Raw genomic sequence first — 20471 nt, forward strand, 5'->3', positions numbered from 1 at the left:
TGGCCGCCGAACCCGATCATGTAGCGCGGCCGCCGACACTATCGCCGACGAGCACGCCAGGTCCAACGATCTCGTCGGCCTCAACCAGATGGAACGGTTGAGGCCGACAGCGGCCGACTTTACATCAGGTCCGGGACCCCCCTAGTGCGGTGGTATCGAGTTTTTCTTCGGGAATGTCGTCGAAGGATGCGTAGTTAAGATTGTAGAGTTTGGAATAGAACCCACCCATGGCCATCAGTTGGTCGTGGTTGCCGGTCTCAATGACCTGGCCATTCTGAAGTACAATGATGCGGTCGGCACCACGGATTGTTGCAAGGCGGTGGGCGATGACGAGGCCAGTGCGGTCTTCAAGAAGTTTTCTCAGAGCCTTCTGGATCAGGATTTCCGTGTAGCTGTCGATGTTGGCGGTGGCCTCATCAAGAACCAGGATCTTGGCGTCGGCAACGAGAGCGCGGGCGAAACTGATGAGCTGGCGCTGGCCGAGAGAAAGGTTGCCACCGCGTTCTCCGATTTCGGCTTCATAGCCGTTGGCAAGGCTCATGATGAAGTCGTGGGCGCAGACCGCCTTGGCGGCCTCGATGACCTTGTCGCGCGTGGCGTCGGTCTTATGGTAACGAATGTTATCGAAGACCGTCCCCGTGAATAAGAACGGCTCCTGCAGCACCATGGCGATTTGGCCGCCGAGCGATTCTTGGGTGAGATCGCGCACATCATGTCCGCCGACCAGCACCTGGCCCTGCTGAACATCATAGAGGCGGCGGACGAGGGCCATCGCACTCGATTTGCCAGAACCGGTTGGCCCGACCAAGGCGACCGTCTCGCCGGGATCGACCCGGAAGGAGACATTTTTCAGCACCGGATGGTTGGGTTCGTAGCCGAAGGTGACGTTCCTGAATTCGACCGAGCCGCCCATTTCCGGCGAAAGCACCCTGGCACCCGGTTTGTCCTGTACCTCGATCTTGACGTCGAGCACATCGGTCAGGCGCTTGCCGGAGGCCATGGCACGCTGCATGACCGAATATTGCAGGGTAAGTGAGCGAATTGGGTCAAAAAAGCGCTGGATGTAGAACAGGTAGGCGACCAATACGCCCACATCGATTCTACCATTCATGACCATGGAGCCGCCGACCGCGATCATGACGGCCATGGCCAGGCCGGTGAGGCCATCGACGATCGGGACCATGACCTGTGCACACCTAGCAGCGATCAGGTGAGCCCTGAGGTTGGCATGTGCCTTATCGTCATAGAGCATGAAATTTACCTGCTGACGGTGCATGGACTGTATGGTACGCACGCCGTGAATGGCTTCGGCTAGCGCGCCATTGACGACCGAATTGGTCTCATGTGCGGCCATGAAGGCATGGCGGGCACGCGGCAACCAGACGATGCGGATGATCAACAAGGCCGGCAGGACAGAGAGCGTCAGGAGGCCGAGGCGGAAGTCGAGGTACAACATCACGAAAACAATGCCGAAGAGAAGCGCAAAATCGGCTACGGAATAGATTGAGGTTTCGAGGAATTCGTGGATGGCGTAGACGTCGCCTTGAAGGCGGGACATCAGGCGTCCGACCTCGGTCTTGTCCATGAAGGAGAGCGAAACCTTCTGCAGATGACCAAACATGGCGCGGCGGATATCGAAGAGGACGTTCTCGGTCATTTTCCCCACCGCGGTTTCCTGTGTGTAGGCGGCGCCGAAATTAACCACAATGGTGAGGCCGAACGCCTCGGCGGCCGCAAGCAGGGCGGAGCGATCAGCGCCAGCCGAAGTCATGGCGTGGTCGATCGCGTAACGGATGATAAGCGGCATGAGAAGCTGCGTACCGGTGAAGATCATCAATGCGGCGACGGAGATGATTACCATAGCGCGGTAGGGGCGGACGAAGGCCCAGATGCGCCGAACGATGTTGTTGTCGAAAGCCCGGCCGAAGATCTCCTCCTCGATGTGATGGGAGCCGACGACAGCGCGCGGGGGGCGCCTGCCGTCATTGGTTTCGGTTTCGGGTTCGCTGACATGCCCCTTGGCCATCAGGTCACGCCTCCATTCGCGATCGCGATGTCATCACTGGCGCGCAACTGGAAATCGTGCAAGGCGCTATAGCGTCCTCGCTTGACCAAGAGCTCTTGATGGGTACCGCGCTCGACGATCTCGCCGTTGTCGACAAAAAGGATCTGGTCGGCGTGCGTGAGCAAACTCAGCCGGTGGGCGATGATGATCGTAACCCTATCCTTGGCGAAACGTCGTATCGCCGCGCGGATGCGCTGCTCGGTGGCCCCATCGATCGCGGCCGTTGAGTCGTCGAAAACGACGATTGATGGGCGCAGCATCATCGTGCGAGCTATCGTGAGACGCTGGCGCTGGCCGCCCGAGAGAGAGGCGCCGCGTTCGCCGACGACCGTCTCGTAGCCTGATGGCAGGCTAAGGATGTAGCTGTGCAGCTGGGCGGATTCGCTGGCGCGCTCGATCCGCTGTTCCCTCGCCCAGGGATCGCCGTAAGCGATGTTGTTCTCGATCGTCGTGGTGAAAAGGAATGCATCCTGCTGTGCGACGGCGACCATCTTGCGAAGCGTCGCGAGGGTGACCCCGCGGATGTCATGCCCGTCAAGCGTGATGGCGCCCCCGCTCACGTCGTAAAAGCGGGCAATCAGATGAGCCATTGTCGATTTGCCGGAACCCGGCGGACCGACGATCGCGATCGTCTCGCCCCTGCGGGCTTCAAAGCTGATATTCTTCAAAATGGCGCGGTTTTCGGTACCGGGATATGCAAACGAGACATTGTCGAACCGCAGAATGCCTTCACTGATCTCGAGCGGTCTGGCGCCGGGAGCATCCCTGATCGTGATATCCTGGTCGAGGAGAGCGAAGAGACGCGAACCGCAAGTCGAAGCGCGGGCGAAGGCATTGACCATCAGACCGATCTGGCGGACGGGCATTTGCAGGATCGTCATGAAGGTCAGGAACGTCGCCAGCGTCCCGACCGTGATATCGCCGGCGATGAGCTTGTTGCAACCGATCCAGAGCACCAACCCCATGGCGAAAAAAAAGGAGAGGGTCATTGCCGATGTGTTGGGCACGGAGACGTCAACCTGGTGGTGTGCGCGGTCGAGCGCGTTCTTCGAGGCGCGGTCGAACTTCAGCATCTCATAAGCCTGTGCCGAAAAGGCGCGGACGACCCGGATGCCTGCGAGATTTTCCTCCATCACGCGGCTCAGGACCGAAAGCCGCTCCTGCAGGTCTAGCCAGGTGGCGCGCAGCCTAAGGTGTGTGACCGACGAGCGCCAGGCGACGAAAGGTACGAAGCTCAGCGCGACCAGGCCGAGCACCGGGTCGGTTGAGATCATAGTGTAGGCGCCGATCCCGATCAGCATGCTGAGCAAGAGCACGCGAACCAGTGCGTTGGAAAAATACGTCCGCACGCCGTCAAGATCGAGAATACCGAGCATGATCAGATCACCTGAATGCACGCGATCGTGATAGGAAAAGCTGAGACGCTGGATCTTGTCGTAACAAGCGAGCCGCAGTTCGTACGCGACTTGATGCCCGACGGCTTCGGCAAAATAGTTCTGCGCCATCGTGAAGAGGCCGCGTAGCGCGCTGACACCGAGCAGCAGCAGAGCCGGGGTCCAGAGCGCTTGTTCTGCCGTGGTCCCCGTGACACCGTCCCCGATCGCTATCTGGGTCTGGTCGACAGCCCGCCCGAGAAGCTGGGGAATGAGCAACTGGAGGATTACTGCTCCGATCGTGGAACCGAAAGCGAAGGTGACCTGCCGAGGGTGCCGCAAGTTCATACGCGTAATGCGCAGCAGCGTATTCAAGCCTCGCCCCCGGCGGGTCGCCTCCGCATGGGTGGCCGAATTCAGAGCGTTCGTTGCTGTGCCAATGGCATTGCTCACGGGTGTGTTCCCGACTGAATTTTGCCCCCTTGACGGCAAGCCGGACGGCTTTCCATATCAAAGGCGTCCGCGAAGTTGATCCTGGCCATCTGCTGCAGTGCGCGCTCCGACAAGCCGAGCCACCGCTTCGCTTGCTGACATATCGATCACCGTGATTCCGCTTGCCGCCAGAAAACGGGCTTCGTTTCTGGTCAGCGTTTGCGCATCCATTACCGTGCAATGTGGGCCTATGGAGCGCTTCAAGATCTGCCTGGCATAGGTGCGCAGCATCTGATCATTGAAGCGGCAGCCGAAAAAGAAAAGACCCCGATCGTTGCGCCGTTCCTTCACCGCGTCTGGGATCGGGGTCTGAATATCGATTTCGGTAAGGACTTCGACATAGTCGGAATCCGCCACTAGGAAATTTGCCGCCGGCCTAATGCTGCCGTGAGGTGTATAGAGGACCGTCTTTGCCACCGATCCGGATTCGAGTTCGTTGCCGGACAAATCATACGTTTTCGTCCAAATGTCACCGAATTCGTTCGACCGAGTTACGCCTTGTATCTCGACGACGTCCGTTCGGCCGGCATCTGCGAGGGCCGCCCGCATGGCGCCGTCGTACCAGCTGTCGATGATGAGGGAGAGCGGCAGCGTTGCGAGCCAGGCGTGGAGGACAGTCGGCGCCGCCGGCGCTGCGAAGATCTCGGCCATCCATGTTTGAAGTGTGCGGCGGTGCCGGCGCTGTTCAATAAACTGCGCGACCGACCACATATTGGTGCGGATCTTGGAAGGTGCTGGCATCCTCGTGTTGAGCGCCGCGGCGACGGCTTCCGAGGTAAACGGTACAGTCGGCTCCGCGGAGCTCAGCCGGAGAAGGCCCGGACCGAGATACGGGATCACCTGATCGGCGGCTAGCGCTTGCTTCGCAAGCTCAAGCAGCTTTTCGGCAAAGCTGTCCCGGACAATGACGAGGTGCCTCGAGGGTGGGATCGTGTTCATGCTCGCTTCCTCTGGTCGCGCTCTCTATCAATCCGCGGCATTAGTCCTCGTCGGAGATCTTCCTTGCCTCGACGGTGATCGGCAAAGGCGTATCGCGTGGAAGGTCGGGTAAAACGAGTCGCCAGCCGTTTTTGAGCGTCACGGCCCCGCCCCACAACGCTTCCTTCTCGAGTTTGACGATCGGCTCTTCGAGATCCTTCTTGGGGATATACGCCGACAAGCCAGCGCCGGTCCTGCGGATCATTACTTTCATCTGGCCGTTCCTTCATTCACAGTGCTGTCGGTCCTGCTCGGAGCCTCGACCTTGTCGAGGCTCATCAGTTCACGCGCTCGCATGCCGACCACCGTGCCACGATCGATCCACTCGACCGCGTAGATGAAGAACTGCTGGAGAAAGGTGCCAACATCGCGCACATAGCCCTCGTCGCCCTTCCGCACGAGGTTTTCGCCGATCTGCCTGCCAGGAAAGGTGCCGTCATTCTTTATGTGGCGCGTGGCACGGACCCGCTCACCCGGCTCAAATCGTGGAAGTTGGTGGATTTCGACCTCCTGTTCGCGTCCGAGCCCCATGGCCGTTCCTTCCTTCTTGAGGTGTCAGTTTGTTGATAAAGGCGTTTCAGGCCACCGGATATCAAGCAGGAACGCAGGTCTTCGGCATAGGGCACACCGAGGCGCATTGCTGCGTATCGAAGGCCCCCTCGCATTCGGTGCACTTGTCCCGCTCGATCACGTAGCTCTCGCCCTTGAATTCGATCGCGCCTGAGGGACATTCGAACTCGCAAGCGCCGCATTGAGTGCATTGGGATGCGATGATCTTAAAACTCATTGTAACTCCTGGTTCGGTTGGGAATGAGACGGCTCAGGCCGTCGCCGCCAGCGGTTGGACGCTAAGCTCGGCGGCGTAAAGCGCGCTGATTGCCGTCTCGATGTAGTCATGCCCGTAAGCGTCGCTCGCTCGGATTCCAGCTTCCGCGAGTTGATCCTTTGGACAATCTCCGATCTTGGCGCACAGCACGATGTCTATGCCCCCCAGAGCAGCGATGATTGCTGCGAGGGTGCCTTTTTCGCCCCAGCCGCCGAGGCAATACTGCTCGACCTTGCGATGCCCGACGAAGGTGATCCCGCGCGGCGAGGCTTCATAAATCTGGAATTCCTTCGCATGGCCGAAATGATCGTTGACACGGCCGCCGCCCTTGGTCGCAACTGCCACAAGAAGGGACTTGCCGGAACCTGCTGCCTTGAGCATTCCGATCGCCTTGCTTCTGGCCGCCATGTGATCGCGGCGCTCGTGCGCGACCACCTCGCGATAGGCCTCGCGCTTGCTGGCGTCGTAGGTGACCTCGGTGGGAATTCGGTCGAGTGTGAATTCCTGGCCATCATCCTCGCCGATCAGGCCGACGGCATCGGCCCGGCATTGCCGGCAATGGCGCATCAACTTGGCGCCGCCTTCGAGACGATCCTGGAGGGCCTTGAGCTCCGTTGCATTGGGGCCGCGTTGCCCGGTCAGGCCGTAATGCGTACCGTGCGCGGGGTCGGAAATCAGGGGCATGACATTGTGCAGGAACGCCCCGCGCTCCTTGACCCATTTATTTACCTCGATCAGATGCTCGTCGTTGACGGCGGGGATCACCACCGAGTTGATCTTGGTCAGGATGCCGCGCGCGCTCAGCATTTCCAGACCCAGCATCTGCCGCTCGTGCAGGATCCGGGCGGCTTCGATGCCGGTGTATCGGCGGTGGCCGTGAAAGATCCAAGGATAGATCTTTGCACCGACTTCCGGATCGACCATGTTGATGGTGATCGTCACGTGATCGACATTCATGTCGGCAAGCTCGGCGACGCGATCCGGTAGCGCGAGTCCATTGGTCGATATGCACAGCTTGACGTCGGGGATCTCTCTGGCGACTCGCTCGAACGTTGCCTTTGTCTTCTTCCAGTCGTAACAGGCGTCGCCCGGTCCGGCGATGCCGAGTACCGAAAGCTGCGGCACTTCGTTGGCAACCGCGATCACCTTGCGTAGCGCCTGGTCGGGAGTGAGCTTTTCCGAGACGACTCCGGGCCGGCTTTCGTTGGCGCAGTCATATTTGCGATTGCAATAGTTGCACTGGACATTGCAAGCCGGCGCGACCGCAACGTGCATGCGCGCAAAATAATGGTGGGCTTCTTCTGAAAAGCAGGGATGATCCTTGATTCTCTCCCAGACAACCGGATCCAAGTCGTCTGGCTTCTCCGACGAGCCGCAGGATGGCGATGTGCAGCCAGCCGATTTCGCCGTCGCCAGCAATTGGTCGAAAGTCGTCGTGCTGGTCAGGGCCTCAAGCGAAACGATCGGTGCGGGCATCGAACGGCTCCGTTGCTGGTGGACGTCGCAGCTGGAAGCGCAAGAGCCATGCCAGCTCAAAGAGCGGTTTTAATTCACGGATTGGCTTTCCGTGTCGAATTCTGTCGTTTTGTTCGGACAGCGTTTTGTCGGCATTCCGACAGGCGGACAAGCGGATCGGGGCCGCGAAGGCAAGCGTGTCTGAGCCACAGTTCAGCAGCGCTGATGCAGCCCGCCATTGCAGGTCATCTGATCTCTGGAATTTCTTCACCTTGATGCCATACCGGCGCAGAGCGTAGCCGATTTGCCGCGGCGTGAGGTCGAGGATACGGGCGGCCTTTGCCTGAACCCAGCCCACCTTCTCCATAGTGTCGATCAGCCGGTCGCGCTCTGTCAGACGCAGGGCTGTCGCTGGGCAAGCAGGGACGATACCTTGTCGTGTGGAGTGCCGATGCGGCTGGCCAGCAGCCCTGATCCAGCCGGCAAAATGTTGCTGCGTGACAGCCCGTCGATTGCATTGGCGCCATGCGAACTCTCGGCTGCTTTCCACAGGAGCGAAGAAAGGCATTGACTATTCGTGCAGGCGAAGTCCGACGAAGTGATTGTCCATGACCGAGCAAGTGTAGCCGTCCATTGCACGCAGTTTTCCAGCTCGCGCACAGCAGTGTCCAGGACAACCACTGCTGCGTGGCGCATTTGCAGAAAGGACGGGAGGACCTTCACAACGTTGGCGAGCGTAATCTCCAGCGGAGCTGGCGCAGTCAGAACCTTCGATATCTCATAAATTCCCTGAGTGAGAGATCGGCTTTGTGCATGGTTTTGAGGGCCGGTTCCGGCCCGATGTCCGGAGGACCTCCTTCATCGAACCGATCCCGCAGCATATGGGCCATCGAAACACCTCAGCGGTTATCCAGGATACTCCTCCCAAGCGCGCCTTGGTCGTTTGAACTCCAGTATTCATTTGAACAGTGCGGGCGCCGCCGATCATCCGAACTTGAAGAGGACACCGAAGCCGCCGCGCGGATAGTTCCACTCGATCTCACCGCTGGCCTCGCACAAAATCCGGCAGGTGCCGCACTCCATGCAGCCATCGGGGGTGATCTCCACTTGGCCTGCGTCGTTCAACTCATAGCATTTGGCCGGGCACACGCGGGTCAGGGCGAGAAGGTTCGGGCTCGGCTTCTCGTGCGGTCGCACTTTGATATGCGGGCGGCCAGGATCGACCAAGTAGCGGTTGTGGTAAAGCTTGTCCTCGACGCGTAACTTGGTCACTGCCATCGTCATCTCTCCCTCAGCGCCACGCGCATGCTAGGCGGACCGCGTCGCTGACCAGCCCCCAGCGCGAACGAGCCTTGACGAAGGCGGCCGTGGTCGCTTTTTCCTTGTCGATCTTAGGGGTGCCGTCGACGCGCAGGAAGTTCTGCGCGGCCTTGGACAGCAATTGCGGATATGTGGTGAAGAAATTGCACGAATTGGTATGAAGCAAGGCTGGCATGTCCTTGTATTTGCGCAGATCTTTGACCACGAATGAATTGTCAAGCATGATCTTGTAAAGAGATAGGTTCCGTTTAGTCATTGGATGACTGCGCCTCTTGAGCTGAACGATTGCCTCAGCCGCGATACGGCCGGAGGTCATGGCGAGGTTCGAACCCTCGCGATGGATGGCGTTGTTCAACTGCGCGGCATCGCCGACCACCACCCAGCCGTCGCCAAAGAGCTGCGGAATCGCCTTGTAGCCACCTTCGGGAATGAGATGCGCGGCATATTCTTTGACCTCGGAGCCGGCGATCAGCGGCCGGATCGAAGGATGGTTTTTGAAGGCGTCAAGGAGAGCGTAAGGGCTCTCCATCGCTGCGGCGAAATCGGAAACGAGGCAGCCGACGCCCAATGAGATTGACTCCTTGTTGGTATAGAGGAAGCCGAGCCCGGCCATGCCGTGGGAGATCGTGCCCACCGCCTCGATCACACAGCCTTCATCGCCGTTGAGGCCGAACCGCTGCTCGATGACCTCTTCGGGCAGGAAATGCATCTCCTTGACGGCGAGCGCCACGGTTTCTGGTTTGGGCATCGATCGCAGGCCGGCCCGGGTGCCAAGCAGCCCGCACACACCTTCTGCGAGAACGACCACGTCCGCGCCTATTATTCCGCCGCTCCGATCTGTGCGGACGCCGATCACCCTATCCCTGCCATCTCGGACGAGCTCCGTCACGGTCGTCTCACAAAGAACCGTCGCGCCAGCCTCGCGCACCTTGCGCGAAAACCATTTATCGAACTGTGCGCGGATGATCGTATAGCGGTTCGGCTTCGCCTCATTGAAGTGGTCCGACCGGTGGTGAATCCCGGTGTGGGAGGTGTCGTCCATCACCCAAAGCCGCTGTTCGACCAGATGCCGCTCGAGAGGCGCATCGTCCCGGAAGTCCGGGATGATCTTCTCCAGCATGTTCGCGTACATGATGGCACCCTGGACATTCTTGGAACCCGGATATTCGCCGCGCTCCAACTGCAGCACCTTCAGGCCGTGGCTTGCCATGGTGTAAGCAGCCGCGTTACCGGACATGCCGGCCCCGATGACAATGGCGTCGAATTCTTCCTCGATCATGTCCATCTTCCTTAACTCGCTAGCTTGTCGCGACTATGCGGCGACAGCCGCCGGGTGAAGGCTTCCGTCAGTGCGGGCAGGAAGCGGATCGCATCAGTGACGATTCCAAGGTGGGCAAAATCGAAAATCGGCGCGTTCGGATCGGTGTTGATGGCGACAATGAGATCGGCGCCCTCGACGCCAACGCGATGCTGGATGGCGCCGGAAATCCCGGCCGCGATGTAAAGCTTCGGCCGGATGGTCTTGCCGGTTTGGCCGATCTGCCGATCAGCCGGCATCCAGCCCTTCTGGACCAGCGGGCGCGAACAGCCATGTTCGGCGCCGATCGCGCGCGCGAGATTCTTCACAAGCTGCAGATTCTCCGCGCCGCCGAGACCAAGGCCTCCCGCAACCACGACATCGGCATAGGCGAGATTTGCCTTTGCCGACTGGCTATCCGGCAGGAACCCGAGGACCTTGGTGACGATCTCATCCTCGGCTAACCACAGCTTGTGCTCGATGACACGACCTACTGGCCTGTCGGCGCGCTGCGGCATGGGCATGACCCTGGGACGCACTGTCGCCATCTGCGGCCGGCAATTGAGCGTATAGATCGTGCATAGCAAGGAACCGCCGAAAGTCGGACGGGTTGCGGCGAGCGATCCGTCTGTATCCACGTCCAGTTCGGTGCAGTCGGCCGTGAGCCCCGTATGTAAAGTCGTCGCCACGGAGCCGGCAAGATCCCTGCCGAGCGTGGTCGCGCCCAGCAGAAGGATCTCCGGTTTGTGGGTATCGACCAGATCCGTCATCGCCTTGGCGAAAGGCTCGTTCCGATAGTCGGCCAGCAACGGTGCCTCGACGAGGTAGACCATGTCGGCTCCATAAGCGAAGGCCTCGGCAACGGCGTTGCGGGTGGCTTCTTCAGGCGGTCCGAGCACGACGCCCGCAAGCTGGACGCCAAGCTTGTCTGCCAGCTTGCGGCCTTCGCCGAGCAGTTCCACGGATACGGGATGAACCTGGCCGCGTTCGAGCTCAATGAAAACCCAGACATGCCGATGGTCCTTGAAACGGTCAGGCAGTTCCTTCTTTATGCCGGCACGGCCGGCGGCAGGGCGAGGGGTTTCTCGGTTCGGGGTCGACATCGTCTGCTCCTTGCCCTCACGCGTCGTTGTTGAAGGCGAGTTCGTGTGCCAATTCCGGCTGCCGGGTGAAGAGTGCGGCGACGAGTTCGTCAGCAAGATCGCGCGGCGTCTTCTCCGCGGTTTCGATACGCTCCGCCTTTTCCGCCCGTGGGGTCGGGGCGAAAACACGCTTGACGACCGTCGGCGAGCCGCGCAGGCCGCATCTGGTGAGGTCCTCAATGCCGGCCTCGGCCGCACTCCACTTCACGACTTGGCTGCGCGCTGCGCACAGGGCGTCCTGAAGCGAACCCCGGCGGATCTCGTTGGTGCCTTCCAGCATGGCGACAAGGCAAGGAAGTCTGCTCTTAAGCAACTGCATGCCGCCTTCGCAGCGGCGCTCGACATTGATCTCGCGCGCAGCGAGATCAATGGAGGCGATCTTCGCGACATAGGTGAGTTGCAAGAGACCGAGGCGCTTGGCGATGCCGGGTCCGACCTGGGCGGTGTCACCATCGATCGTCTGCTTGCCGGTGAAGACGATGTCTGGCGTGCCGAACGTCTCGCCAACCTTGGCGATTGCTTGGGAAAGAGCGAAGGAGGTCGCCAACGTGTCGGAGCCGGCAAAATAGCGGTCGGTCAAGAGCACCGCGCGGTCGGCCCCATAACTGAGCGCCTTGCGCAGCGCGTTCTCTGCCATTGGCGGACCCATACTGAGCACTGTGACCTCGCCGCCATAAGCGTCGCGTAGCCTGAGCGCTTCTTCGAGGGCGAACAGGTCGTATGGGTTGATGATGGTCGGCACACCCTGACGCATGATCGTATTCGTCACCGGATGGACGCGTATCTGTGCCGAGTCCGGCACCTGCTTGATGCAGATTACGATGTGCATTGGCGGTTTCTCTAGGCTCCTGTCCGGATGCGGGCTTTGCGGTCGTCTCCTTCGCGCATCATTCATGCCAATCATTTGCGCGCCGCTCTTGCCGGAAATTCGGTTGGTTGCTTCTGAAGGCTTCGTCGTGATGACCCCCATTTGTCGACTTGGCGACATTGTTGCGTCGCATCCGTGTCGCGCTCATTCCTTCCCGAACCGTTTCAGCATGGACTCGAACGGGACGAAGGTGCGGCCCGGCGTAGCAGGTTTGTCCGGATCGTGGTCTTTGAGCACCTTGAACACCCTGTGCGTGAGCGGCGAGGAAATCGCGAAGTCCTGGTAGGCGCGCTCCAGCGTGCCGCGGACCCGCGCAGCGATCACCGAGTCGGGCAGTTCGGAGAGATCTTCGCTCGCAAGGTATTGGCCCATCCGCCTCATGATATGGAGCCGCGAGACATTGAGCACCTTGGGGTCATAGGAAACGCCAAGGATGGCGAAGAACTCCTCCGCAGCCGACAGGCCTTTCAGCCGCGCGAGGATATCCGTGAGATCGAAGGGACGGCCGTCAGCGGAACAACTCATTGCATTCTCCAAGGTCGGAAATTGTGTGCGATGGCGGAGCGGCTTTTTGCGCCGCAAGCCGCGGCTGCTATCCTGGCGGAACGGATGGCGAGGAAAAACGACATCGTCCGCCTCAGTGGAATGCAAGGCTTCGGCCAGCCGTCTCGCTGCGCAGTCTATCGTAGGGCTCGACCAGTTGAGCTGCGGTGACGGTCGATTTGATCTCGGCTGCCATGCGGCGGACACGGGCAACCATCGCGGCTGCCAGATCCGGGTCGAGATCGCGGCCGCTTTCGCCCAGCACATGAGCAATCGCGGTGGCGCCGGAATGCTTACCGATGACGATACGCCGGCAGCGGCCCACGAGAGCCGGATCCAGTCCCTGATAGGTACGCGGGTCCTTCAGCATCCCGGCGACGTGAATGCCGGATTCGTGAGTGAAAACATCGGCGCCGACAACCGGCTTGATGGCTGCTGTCGTCCGCCGGGCGACCTGCGTCACCTGGGCCGCCAAGGCGGGCAATGCGGCCAGCTCTAGGCCCGTGTCTGGGCCGCCGAGGACCGCCATCGCGGTAGCCACCTCTTCCAGCGCGGCATTGCCGACGCGCTCGCCGAGCCCGAGAACGGTGACGGAGGCATGGCGCGCGCCGGCGCGTATCGCGGCCAGCGTGTTGGCGGCAGCGAGGCCGAGATCGTTGTGCCCATGAAATTCTATATCGATAGGAGACTGCGCCGCGACCTGGGCGACAGTTCGAAAATCGAAAACGGATCGAGAACGCCAACTGTGTCGGCCAGCCTGACACGGCTGGCGCCGGCGCGCGCGGCTGTTTCGACAACGCGAGCGAGATGATCCCGATCGGCCCGCGAGGCATCCTCGCAGCCCACGGCGACGAAGAAACCGCCGGCGGCTGCGCGTCCGACCATATACTCGATGACCTGAAGCGCTCCTGCATGATCGAGACCTAGCTTTGTGGCGAGTTGGATGTCCGATGCAGGCAGCGACAGATCGATGGCGGAGACGCCGCTCTCGATCGCTGCATCGAGATCCTGCGACGTTATCCGGCACCATGCCGTTAGCCGAACCGGGAGACTCCGCGCAACCGCGGCGCGAATTGCTTCGATCTCGTCGGCGCCCATGACGGGCGTGCCGATCTCGATTTCTGGGACGCCGGCTGCGGCGAGAGAATCGGCAAGCTCCAGCTTTTCCGCCTGTCGTGAAGGCGACGCCGGGTGCCTGCTCACCATCGCGCAATGTCGTATCGCTGAGAAAGATCCGACGGTTCATGAGCTGCCGGTTCTCGTGCTGCCCAGGCATAGACCGGATTGACGGTCTTCAGCGCTTCGCCTGCCGGGCCCACGCAGCCTTTCCACGATTGCGGGCACGACCTCGAGCACCCGATCGACGTCCGCTTCGCCATTCTGGCGCCCGAAGGAGAAGCGGACTGTTGCGTATGGCATTTTCATCGCCCGCAAGACATGGCTCGGCTCCAGCGATCCAGAGGTGCAGGCAGAGCCGGAGGAACAGGCGATGCCGAGGCGGCCGAGAAGAAGTGGGATTGCATCGCCTTCGATATCTTGGAAGGCAATGTTAGCGGTGTTCGGCAACCGCTCAAGCGAATCGCCAGCGACGAAGCTGTTTGGGATATGCTGGAGGATCCCGTCCTCGAGGCGGTCGCGGAGCGACTTTACCCGCGTAGCCTCGTCCTCCATGAATTTCAAGGCAAGTTCGGCCGCCATCCCCAGCCCGACGATGCCCGGCGTGTTCTCGGTGCCCGCGCGCCGGTCGCGCTCTTGGTGCCCCCCCTTGATCAATGAGCAGAAGGCCACGCCGCGCCTTACATAAAGCGCGCCGATCCCTTTCGGCCCATACAGCTTGTGGCCGGAGAGCGACAGCATGTCGACTGCCGTCGATTTCAGCTCTATCGGGAGTCTGCCCACCGTCTGCACGGCATCGGTATGGAAAAGGGCGCCGACTTCCTTGGCCAAGTCGGCAAGCTCGGCCACTGGAAAGATCGTACCAGTCTCATTGTTCGCCCACATGATCGAGACGATTGCGACTTTTGGCGTGAGGGCGACCCTGTAGGCGTCCAGGTCGAGCCGGCCACGGCGATCCACGGGGATTGTGTGCACCTTGACGCCGCGCGTCCTCTCAAGGTGTGCACACAGCGTCAGCACGGCCGGATGCTCGACGGCAGAAGTCACGATCTCTGCTCGATTGGGCATCACTTCGAGCGCCGAAAGAATCGCGGCATTGTCGCTTTCCGTCCCGCCAGAGGTGAAGATGACCTCATCGTCGAACTCCGCGCCGATCAGCGCTTGTACCTGCCGACGCGCCTTTCCAACCGCTGCACCGACCGAGGCGCCAAGACTGTGCATCGACGAAGGGTTGCCAAATTGCTCCGAAAAGAACGGCAGCATCGTTCGAACGACATCAGGGTCGACCCGCGTCGTTGCGTTGTTGTCGAGATAGACAGTCCTCATGCGCACGAACAGTCGATCGGAATGATGCGAAGCGCGAGCCACGTCGCATTGAGCTTCTGGCACACGTGGTTGATGCTGACGGCGAACCGGCCGCCGCTGCCGGTGCCCGTCAGTTTGTAAATGGCTTTGACCTTACACAGTGCAGTGGCTGTTTCCAGAATGCCGGCATTCTTCGGGACGAAAAAGCATCCCTTGACCTTGTCGCTATAGTCCAACATGCCTCTTTTCCTTCTCTGGGGCGATCAGCCGAAGGACTTGCCGCAGCCACACTTGTCCCGCGCGTTGGGATTATCGAAGACAAAACCGGAGGATTCGATCTCCGTAACGAAGTCGACGGTCATACCGGCGACGTGGGGTTGGGAGCCTACGTCCACGAACACCTTGACCCCATCCGCCGTTATAATGGCATCGCCTTCGCGCTCGACGCTCTCCAGGCCCATCAGGTATTGGAAGCCGGCGCAACCGCCGGCCTGGACCATGATGCGAAAGCCTTCAACCGGCTCGCTGGCGCGGGAAAGTGCGGCCTTGACGGCGGCAACGGCGTTGTCGGTGAGCGTAATCATGGTTCGATCTCTCCTCAGTCCGTGACGTACTGCGGATCATCATGCATGGACCGTGCCAAAGGAAAAAACCGCTTCAAACAGTGCGATATCCCTGACTCTGCCGTGAATCTCGCGTGCCATCGTTGGGACGACGTCGGGTAACCGACAGGTCCCCGTCAGGTGTGTCGAGTAAGGCACACAGCGATGTTCGGCTTCAGATCCGGCTGCGCTTGCACGTAAGCCATTGACGAGCATGCCGAAGATCCGTCCTGCGCCTGCTTCCGCGCAATTGGCACGACTTTTGAACCTGCCCTTTCGGCGAGGCCCAAGACTGGTCGACGGATATTCATCTCTTGGGTAGCCTCGTGATCGATGCCAGGAAGGAAAGCAACATGTCAGGTCCGAACCAGCTCCGCCTTCAATGGGAATTAAGCACCGTCCGTAGAATCCGAACCCCTGATCGGCCAATTGGCGTCGGCATCCACAATCGCTCACCACCGGCTAGTGGCCGTCGACTGAAGTGAGATGGGACCGGCATGTGCCTGTCGGCCATCGTCCGCAGTTCAGTTGGTACGCGCGCGCGTTTCGAGGGGTGCCGGACGGCTCTCCAGCAACACTCTGTTCTCGGCGAGCACAAGACCGGGTCGAGCATCAAGGCGCGCCCCGTCGGCTGCAGATCAGCCGGCATGGCATCGATGATCAAAACGTATGTGGAAGCAGGGGATAGGACATGGAGCAGCGCGAGAAGCCCTCGCCCGAGCAAATCCGGCGTGCACGCAAAGACAGTCCGAAAATCCGCGAGCCCGATCTCGCCGCCCAATTGGGGATTTCGGAAGCCGAACTGGTTGCCGCCGATTGTGGTTTCGACGCGGTTCGCATCGAGCCGCGCGTCAACGACCTGTTGACCGGCCTCGAAGCGGTTGGCGAGGTGATGGCGCAGACCCGCAATGAAAGCGCCGTGCACGAGAAGATCGGCATCTACGACAAGGTGGTAACCGGCAACCACCATGCCATGGTGCTTGGCGATGAGATCAACCTGCGCATCTTCCCGAAGGTGTGGGAGCACGGTTTTGCCGTCGAAAAGCGCGATGGCGGCGACATCCACCGCAGCCTGCAATTCTTCGATGCCGACGGCAAGGCGGTGCACAAGGTGCACGTCAGGCCGGCCTCCAACCTCTATGCCTATCAGAAGCTGGTGGCGCAGCTCGAATCCTCAAACCAGGAGCCGATCGTGTCGGCTAAGGCGAGCGAAGCTGACGATGCTGAGATTCCGGACCAAGCCGCCACGGTCGAGGATCTACGCGACCACTGGAGTCGGCTGACCGACGTGCATCAGTTCTTCGATATGCTGAAGACGCTGAAGCTCAGCCGCTGCGAGGCGATGCGGATGGTCGGCCAGGAATACGCCTGGCTGCTCGACAATGCTGCCATTGGCGCCATGTTCCAGTGCGCGGCCGAAGACGAGATGCCGATCATGTGCTTCGTCGGAAATCGTGGTTGCATTCAGATTCATTCCGGTCCGGTCAAGTCGGTCAAGCCGATCGGCCCGTGGATCAATGTGCTCGACGCGACCTTCCACCTGCATCTGAGAACCCATCACATCCGCGAAGTCTGGGCCGTGCGCAAGCCGACCAGGGACGGTCATATCACGTCGCTCGAAGCCTATGGCGCCGACGGCAGAATGATCATCCAGTTCTTCGGGCAGCGCTATGAAGGCGACCGCGAACGCGGTGACTGGCGGTTTCTGGCCGAGAACCTGCCACGTATCCCAACCCCCGTCAGCAGCGTGAGATAACGACCATGTGTGTTGCCTTCCCTTTACGCTCCCTGCTCGCGCTGATGCTCGGCCTCCTGCTGGCCGCCGCGTTGCCTGCTGAGCGCAGTCAGGGCGCAGCTGTCTTTTCCGATCCGCTGCGGATCACCTCGATCGGCGGGTCTGTCACCGAGATCATCTATGCGCTTGGCGAGGAGCGCCCCCTCGTGGCTCGCGATTCGACCAGCTACGACCCGAACGCTTCACTGAAGCGGCACATTGTCGGCAACGTGCAACGGCTGTTGGCGGAGGGTGCTCCGTCCGTCAGTCGGTCCGGCGTTCTGGCCGTCCACGGCAGCCGCCGAGAGGACGCGATCGATGCAAAGTGGCGTACACCCTTTGATCAAGCTGCCAGAGGACGGTCGCAACAAAGGTATCCTCGAATGATATACGTCGTCGGCAAGGAAAGGCCGGGAAACTGCCCGCCTCCGACAGCTGCATGACACCGCCTGCGGCGGCATCATGCAGCTGTCGTCCGGCGACGACGAGGCGGAAATCAGCAGCTATCTCGACGATGCCTGCGTCCAGCGCTAGCAGCCTGAAGCGCTGCATCAGCGCCGCGACAGAGCCAGCACGGCAATCTATTGCGCAAAACCCCGAAGCAGCAGGACCTATCGTCCAGTCTGTGCATGACAACCTGCGCATCGGCCGGCTGGATCGCGTGATTGATGGCCTGCAGACGATGCAATATCTGAACCGGATCAGAGCCCGATTGAGACCAGTTCGGGATTCCGACATAAAACGTCCCTGGCCTTCATCGCTGTTGATATGGCGGGAACGCAGCGCTCATCTTACTACTCGGCCGCGCTGGCACGAAGGGTGCTCGGTAGCTGCAAGAGAACTCGCTGGGCCGGAGAATTCACCATGAACGCTTTCGTCACCCGCGACGGTTCCGGATGGATGCCGCAATATCTGACCGCTATCGACGGCACGACCTGCATCGGGTGCGGCCGCTGTTTCAAAGTCTGCTCGCGCGAGGTCATGCACCTTTACGGCGTCGATGACGAGGGTGAGATCCTTGGCATCTGTGACGGCGAGGACGATGACTTCGACGGCGAGCTCAATCGCATGATCATGGTGGTCGACCATGCCGGCCGCTGTATCGGATGCGGCGCCTGCGCTCGCGTCTGCCCGAAGAACTGTCAGACGCATGTCGCGGCCGACCAGGTCGCCCCATAATCTGACGCAACAGACTGGGAGAACGGCACCATGTTTGCCCATCACCACGGTTGCCGCGGCACTGGCCAATGGCCGTGGGCTGAGATAGGCACGGGGTTTGACCAGCATGTGCTTGCCTGCATCTTCGCGCGGGCGCTCAAGGAGGTTGAGGCCGGCGGCACGACGGCCACCGAGGCAACCGGCCTTTCGCGCGCCGAGTTGCAGGATGTCCTGGCCCGCGATTTCCCCGCAACTGCTATCAACACTTTCGCCTTGGAAGAGGCGAGCGACCCCGAGCCGAGCCTGGAGGAAGAACTTCTGCGCGATCTCTTGCTCGCGCATGCCCGGCCAGGAGACCCGTCGGGCGCCCGTTTCGCCAAGATCATCGCACGGCGTGCCATGCGCAACGACCATCTCTGGCAAGACCTTGGCCTTTTCAATCGTGCCGAGCTCAGCCGCTTGCTTGCCACGCATTTTCCGCGGCTGGCGGCCGGAAACACCCAAAACATGAAATGGAAAAAGTACTTTTACCGCAAGCTCTGCGAGGCCGAAGGCTTTTCGCTGTGCACCGCGCCCAGTTGCGGACAATGCAATGATTTCGAAAATTGTTTCGGCGCTGAGGAAGGCGAAAGCCGCGGATAAGGCCCGGGATCGATTTCCGTTTAGGGAGCGCTACCGTCATGGGTACGAGGCGGCAAGGGTTTATCGCCATTAAGCGATAAGCGCTTTTCCCGCCGCCGCTGCACGGAGGAGGGGATGTTCATCGCTTCGCGATATTTTGTGACTGTGCGTCGCGCGACGTCGACACCGGTTTCCTTGAGCCGGAGAACGATGTCCTCGTCAGAAAGTACGTCTTTGGGCGATTCCAGTGCGATGATCGCCTTGATCCGGTGACGAACCGCCTCGGCGGAGTGCGCGTCGCCGCCTTGCGAGGAGGCGATCGGGACAGTAAAAAAATACTTCAGTTCGAACACGCCGCGCGGCGTAAGCATGTATTTGTTCGACGTCACTCGACTTACCGTCGACTCATGCAGTTTGATCGCGTCAGCGACAGTCTTCAGAGTGAGAGGCCGCAGGTGATCGACGCCATGTTCCAAGAAGCCATCCTGCTGGCGGACGATTTCAGCCGCAACCTTCAGGATCGTCTTGGCGCGCTGATCGAGGCTTCTGATTAGCCAGTTCGCGCTTTCGAGGCACTCGTTGAGAAATGCTTGATCTTTCGAACCTTTGGCGGTCAGGCGTGAGACTTCGGCGAAATAGGTCTGATTAATCAACACTTTGGGCAGCGTCTCTGGATCAAGTTCTATATGCCATCCACCTCCGGGCGAGGGCATGACCCAGACGTCGGGTATGATGGATTGGGGCTCTCCGGATTGGAATCGGTTTCCAGGCTTGGGGTCGAGCGCACGGATTTCATGCAACATCTCGAGCAGGTCGTCCTCATCAACGCCGCAACGCTGCTTCAAGGTCTGAAAATCACGTCGCGCAAGCTTGTCAAGATTGGCAACCAAAGCTGCCATCGCGGGGTCGAACCGGTCTCGCTGGCGCAACTGTATTTCCAGGCATTCGCTGAGAGTTCTCGCAAAAATCCCGGGTGGATCAAACTGTTGCAAGGTTCCGAGAACCCGTTCCACATCAGCCTCCCGGATGTTTAGGCTGCCGGCCAGATCCGAGAGGTCTACCCGGAGGTAGCCAGTGTCTTCCAGATCAGCTGCAAGCAGGCCAGCAATCAGCCGCTCCTGCGGTGTAAATGCGGTGAGGGCGATCTGACGAGCGACATGGTCATGCAAGGTTTCGGTGAGGGCGACAAATTCCTCGGGGGCAGGGCGACTTCCCGTCGCATCGTTCGTCGTGTTGCGCTGTGATTTCCGTTGCCCGACCCGATCCGGGGAACCGGCCCTGATCGGACCGTCGACGTTGTTGCCGCCTGCGCCGACCTGCGGATCCCTCTCCGAATTCGAGGAAGCGTCGCCGACAGGCCCCTCGTCGTCCGACGCTGTTTCCAACAGCGGGTTCTTCTCGAGTTCCCGCTCCACGTACTGATGCAGTTCGGCATGCGCCAGTTGCAGCAAGCGTATCGACTCAATGAGTTGAGGCGATGCCACCATGGATTGCTGCTGGCGCTGAAGCAGGCTTGCTGTGGGTTGCATGGTTAGC

Annotated in this window: 20 protein-coding genes and 2 pseudogenes; 4 read left to right on the forward strand and 18 right to left on the reverse strand. The window is 60.4% G+C overall.

The genetic code is table 11. The annotated features are described in order from the left end of the window. Positions 1–124: 124 nt before the first annotated feature. The 17 genes and pseudogenes from ACFOJ9_RS00190 to ACFOJ9_RS00270 form a co-directional block, all read right to left on the reverse strand. Positions 125–2026: an ABC transporter ATP-binding protein gene (locus ACFOJ9_RS00190; protein ID WP_378976348.1), complete on the reverse strand. Its 1902-nt coding sequence runs from the start codon at positions 2024–2026 to the stop codon at positions 125–127. Then, a complete protein-coding gene (locus tag ACFOJ9_RS00195; protein ID WP_245331070.1) occupies positions 2026–3879 on the reverse strand; it encodes an ABC transporter ATP-binding protein in 1854 nt (617 codons plus the stop codon). Before ACFOJ9_RS00195 ends, ACFOJ9_RS00190 begins: the two co-directional genes overlap by 1 nt. 69 nt (positions 3880–3948) lie before the next feature. Continuing rightward, complete coding sequence (locus ACFOJ9_RS00200) at positions 3949–4869, reverse strand: SIR2 family NAD-dependent protein deacylase (RefSeq protein ID WP_378976350.1); 921 nt, start codon at positions 4867–4869, stop codon at positions 3949–3951. Between the two features lie 40 nt (positions 4870–4909). Next, on the reverse strand, positions 4910–5122 hold the full coding sequence (gene nifT, locus ACFOJ9_RS00205; RefSeq protein WP_378976352.1) for a putative nitrogen fixation protein NifT: 213 nt from the start codon (positions 5120–5122) through the stop codon (positions 4910–4912). Continuing rightward, positions 5119–5439: a nitrogen fixation protein NifZ gene (locus tag ACFOJ9_RS00210; protein WP_378976354.1), complete on the reverse strand. Its 321-nt coding sequence runs from the start codon at positions 5437–5439 to the stop codon at positions 5119–5121. Before ACFOJ9_RS00210 ends, nifT begins: the two co-directional genes overlap by 4 nt. Positions 5440–5500: 61 nt before the next feature. Continuing rightward, the gene (locus ACFOJ9_RS00215) at positions 5501–5695 is read right to left on the reverse strand and encodes a 4Fe-4S dicluster domain-containing protein (protein WP_095082078.1); all 195 of its coding nucleotides are present in this window, start codon (positions 5693–5695) and stop codon (positions 5501–5503) included. Positions 5696–5728: 33 nt separating this feature from the next. Further along, positions 5729–7210 carry a nitrogenase cofactor biosynthesis protein NifB gene (nifB, locus tag ACFOJ9_RS00220; RefSeq protein WP_095082076.1) on the reverse strand — a complete coding sequence of 494 codons (1482 nt, stop codon included), beginning with the start codon at positions 7208–7210 and terminating at the stop codon, positions 5729–5731. A gap of 238 nt (positions 7211–7448) precedes the next feature. After that, a pseudogene (locus ACFOJ9_RS00225) lies at positions 7449–7849 on the reverse strand (helix-turn-helix domain-containing protein); the annotation flags it as partial. A gap of 324 nt (positions 7850–8173) precedes the next feature. Then, positions 8174–8473: a ferredoxin family protein gene (locus ACFOJ9_RS00230; RefSeq protein WP_095082074.1), complete on the reverse strand. Its 300-nt coding sequence runs from the start codon at positions 8471–8473 to the stop codon at positions 8174–8176. Positions 8474–8480: 7 nt separating this feature from the next. Continuing rightward, complete coding sequence (locus tag ACFOJ9_RS00235; protein WP_095084245.1) at positions 8481–9788, reverse strand: FAD-binding protein; 1308 nt, start codon at positions 9786–9788, stop codon at positions 8481–8483. 11 nt (positions 9789–9799) lie between these two features. After that, positions 9800–10909 (reverse strand): electron transfer flavoprotein subunit alpha/FixB family protein, encoded by a 1110-nt coding sequence (locus tag ACFOJ9_RS00240; RefSeq protein ID WP_095082072.1) that lies wholly within the window; start codon positions 10907–10909, stop codon positions 9800–9802. A gap of 16 nt (positions 10910–10925) precedes the next feature. Next, positions 10926–11777 carry an electron transfer flavoprotein subunit beta/FixA family protein gene (locus ACFOJ9_RS00245; RefSeq protein ID WP_095082070.1) on the reverse strand — a complete coding sequence of 284 codons (852 nt, stop codon included), beginning with the start codon at positions 11775–11777 and terminating at the stop codon, positions 10926–10928. A 183-nt stretch (positions 11778–11960) separates the two neighbouring features. After that, positions 11961–12341 (reverse strand): nitrogenase stabilizing/protective protein NifW, encoded by a 381-nt coding sequence (gene nifW / locus ACFOJ9_RS00250; protein ID WP_095082068.1) that lies wholly within the window; start codon positions 12339–12341, stop codon positions 11961–11963. A 112-nt stretch (positions 12342–12453) separates the two neighbouring features. Further along, positions 12454–13605: pseudogene (locus tag ACFOJ9_RS00255) on the reverse strand (homocitrate synthase/isopropylmalate synthase family protein). After that, complete coding sequence (gene nifS, locus ACFOJ9_RS00260) at positions 13602–14801, reverse strand: cysteine desulfurase NifS (protein WP_095082066.1); 1200 nt, start codon at positions 14799–14801, stop codon at positions 13602–13604. The pseudogene ACFOJ9_RS00255 and the gene nifS overlap by 4 nt, the downstream one beginning before the upstream one ends. Further along, positions 14798–15019, reverse strand: a complete 222-nt coding sequence (locus ACFOJ9_RS00265) for a hypothetical protein (RefSeq protein ID WP_378976356.1) — start codon at positions 15017–15019, stop codon at positions 14798–14800. Before ACFOJ9_RS00265 ends, nifS begins: the two co-directional genes overlap by 4 nt. A 24-nt stretch (positions 15020–15043) precedes the next feature. Next, positions 15044–15364, reverse strand: a complete 321-nt coding sequence (locus tag ACFOJ9_RS00270; protein WP_095082060.1) for an iron-sulfur cluster assembly accessory protein — start codon at positions 15362–15364, stop codon at positions 15044–15046. Between the two features lie 709 nt (positions 15365–16073). Here ACFOJ9_RS00270 and ACFOJ9_RS00275 point away from each other — a divergent pair. From ACFOJ9_RS00275 to ACFOJ9_RS00290, 4 genes are all read left to right on the forward strand, one after another. Then, positions 16074–17138 (forward strand): hemin-degrading factor, encoded by a 1065-nt coding sequence (locus ACFOJ9_RS00275; protein ID WP_095082058.1) that lies wholly within the window; start codon positions 16074–16076, stop codon positions 17136–17138. A 5-nt stretch (positions 17139–17143) separates the two neighbouring features. Next, entirely contained in the window at positions 17144–17599 is a 456-nt protein-coding gene (locus tag ACFOJ9_RS00280) for a hypothetical protein (RefSeq protein WP_143748678.1), read from the forward strand. A 421-nt stretch (positions 17600–18020) separates the two neighbouring features. Next, entirely contained in the window at positions 18021–18335 is a 315-nt protein-coding gene (gene fdxB, locus ACFOJ9_RS00285; RefSeq protein WP_095082054.1) for a ferredoxin III, nif-specific, read from the forward strand. 30 nt (positions 18336–18365) lie between these two features. Then, entirely contained in the window at positions 18366–18956 is a 591-nt protein-coding gene (locus ACFOJ9_RS00290; RefSeq protein WP_378921972.1) for a nitrogen fixation protein NifQ, read from the forward strand. Between the two features lie 20 nt (positions 18957–18976). Here the strand turns inward: ACFOJ9_RS00290 and rpoN are convergent, their stop codons facing one another. Beyond that, positions 18977–20464 carry an RNA polymerase factor sigma-54 gene (rpoN, locus tag ACFOJ9_RS00295; protein WP_095082050.1) on the reverse strand — a complete coding sequence of 496 codons (1488 nt, stop codon included), beginning with the start codon at positions 20462–20464 and terminating at the stop codon, positions 18977–18979. Positions 20465–20471 lie beyond the last annotated feature (7 nt).

The organism is Mesorhizobium cantuariense (assembly GCF_042647205.1).
GTDB lineage: Bacteria > Pseudomonadota > Alphaproteobacteria > Rhizobiales > Rhizobiaceae > Mesorhizobium > Mesorhizobium cantuariense.

Excerpts from the sequence above, each read along its gene's own strand:
- ACFOJ9_RS00270 (WP_095082060.1), bottom strand. The coding sequence starts at position 15,364 with ATGATTACGCTCACCGACAACGCCGTTGCCGCCGTCAAGGCCGCACTT.
- ACFOJ9_RS00290 (WP_378921972.1), top strand. The coding sequence starts at position 18,366 with ATGTTTGCCCATCACCACGGTTGCCGCGGCACTGGCCAATGGCCGTGG.
- nifS (WP_095082066.1), bottom strand. The coding sequence starts at position 14,801 with ATGAGGACTGTCTATCTCGACAACAACGCAACGACGCGGGTCGACCCT.
- ACFOJ9_RS00235 (WP_095084245.1), bottom strand. The coding sequence starts at position 9,788 with ATGATCGAGGAAGAATTCGACGCCATTGTCATCGGGGCCGGCATGTCC.
- rpoN (WP_095082050.1), bottom strand. The coding sequence starts at position 20,464 with ATGCAACCCACAGCAAGCCTGCTTCAGCGCCAGCAGCAATCCATGGTG.
- ACFOJ9_RS00215 (WP_095082078.1), bottom strand. The coding sequence starts at position 5,695 with ATGAGTTTTAAGATCATCGCATCCCAATGCACTCAATGCGGCGCTTGC.
- ACFOJ9_RS00275 (WP_095082058.1), top strand. The coding sequence starts at position 16,074 with ATGGAGCAGCGCGAGAAGCCCTCGCCCGAGCAAATCCGGCGTGCACGC.
- nifT (WP_378976352.1), bottom strand. The coding sequence starts at position 5,122 with ATGAAAGTAATGATCCGCAGGACCGGCGCTGGCTTGTCGGCGTATATC.
- ACFOJ9_RS00190 (WP_378976348.1), bottom strand. The coding sequence starts at position 2,026 with ATGGCCAAGGGGCATGTCAGCGAACCCGAAACCGAAACCAATGACGGC.
- ACFOJ9_RS00240 (WP_095082072.1), bottom strand. The coding sequence starts at position 10,909 with ATGTCGACCCCGAACCGAGAAACCCCTCGCCCTGCCGCCGGCCGTGCC.
- ACFOJ9_RS00265 (WP_378976356.1), bottom strand. The coding sequence starts at position 15,019 with ATGTTGGACTATAGCGACAAGGTCAAGGGATGCTTTTTCGTCCCGAAG.
- nifW (WP_095082068.1), bottom strand. The coding sequence starts at position 12,341 with ATGAGTTGTTCCGCTGACGGCCGTCCCTTCGATCTCACGGATATCCTC.
- nifB (WP_095082076.1), bottom strand. The coding sequence starts at position 7,210 with ATGCCCGCACCGATCGTTTCGCTTGAGGCCCTGACCAGCACGACGACT.
- ACFOJ9_RS00245 (WP_095082070.1), bottom strand. The coding sequence starts at position 11,777 with ATGCACATCGTAATCTGCATCAAGCAGGTGCCGGACTCGGCACAGATA.
- ACFOJ9_RS00280 (WP_143748678.1), top strand. The coding sequence starts at position 17,144 with ATGTGTGTTGCCTTCCCTTTACGCTCCCTGCTCGCGCTGATGCTCGGC.
- ACFOJ9_RS00210 (WP_378976354.1), bottom strand. The coding sequence starts at position 5,439 with ATGGGGCTCGGACGCGAACAGGAGGTCGAAATCCACCAACTTCCACGA.
- ACFOJ9_RS00230 (WP_095082074.1), bottom strand. The coding sequence starts at position 8,473 with ATGACGATGGCAGTGACCAAGTTACGCGTCGAGGACAAGCTTTACCAC.
- ACFOJ9_RS00200 (WP_378976350.1), bottom strand. The coding sequence starts at position 4,869 with ATGAACACGATCCCACCCTCGAGGCACCTCGTCATTGTCCGGGACAGC.
- fdxB (WP_095082054.1), top strand. The coding sequence starts at position 18,021 with ATGAACGCTTTCGTCACCCGCGACGGTTCCGGATGGATGCCGCAATAT.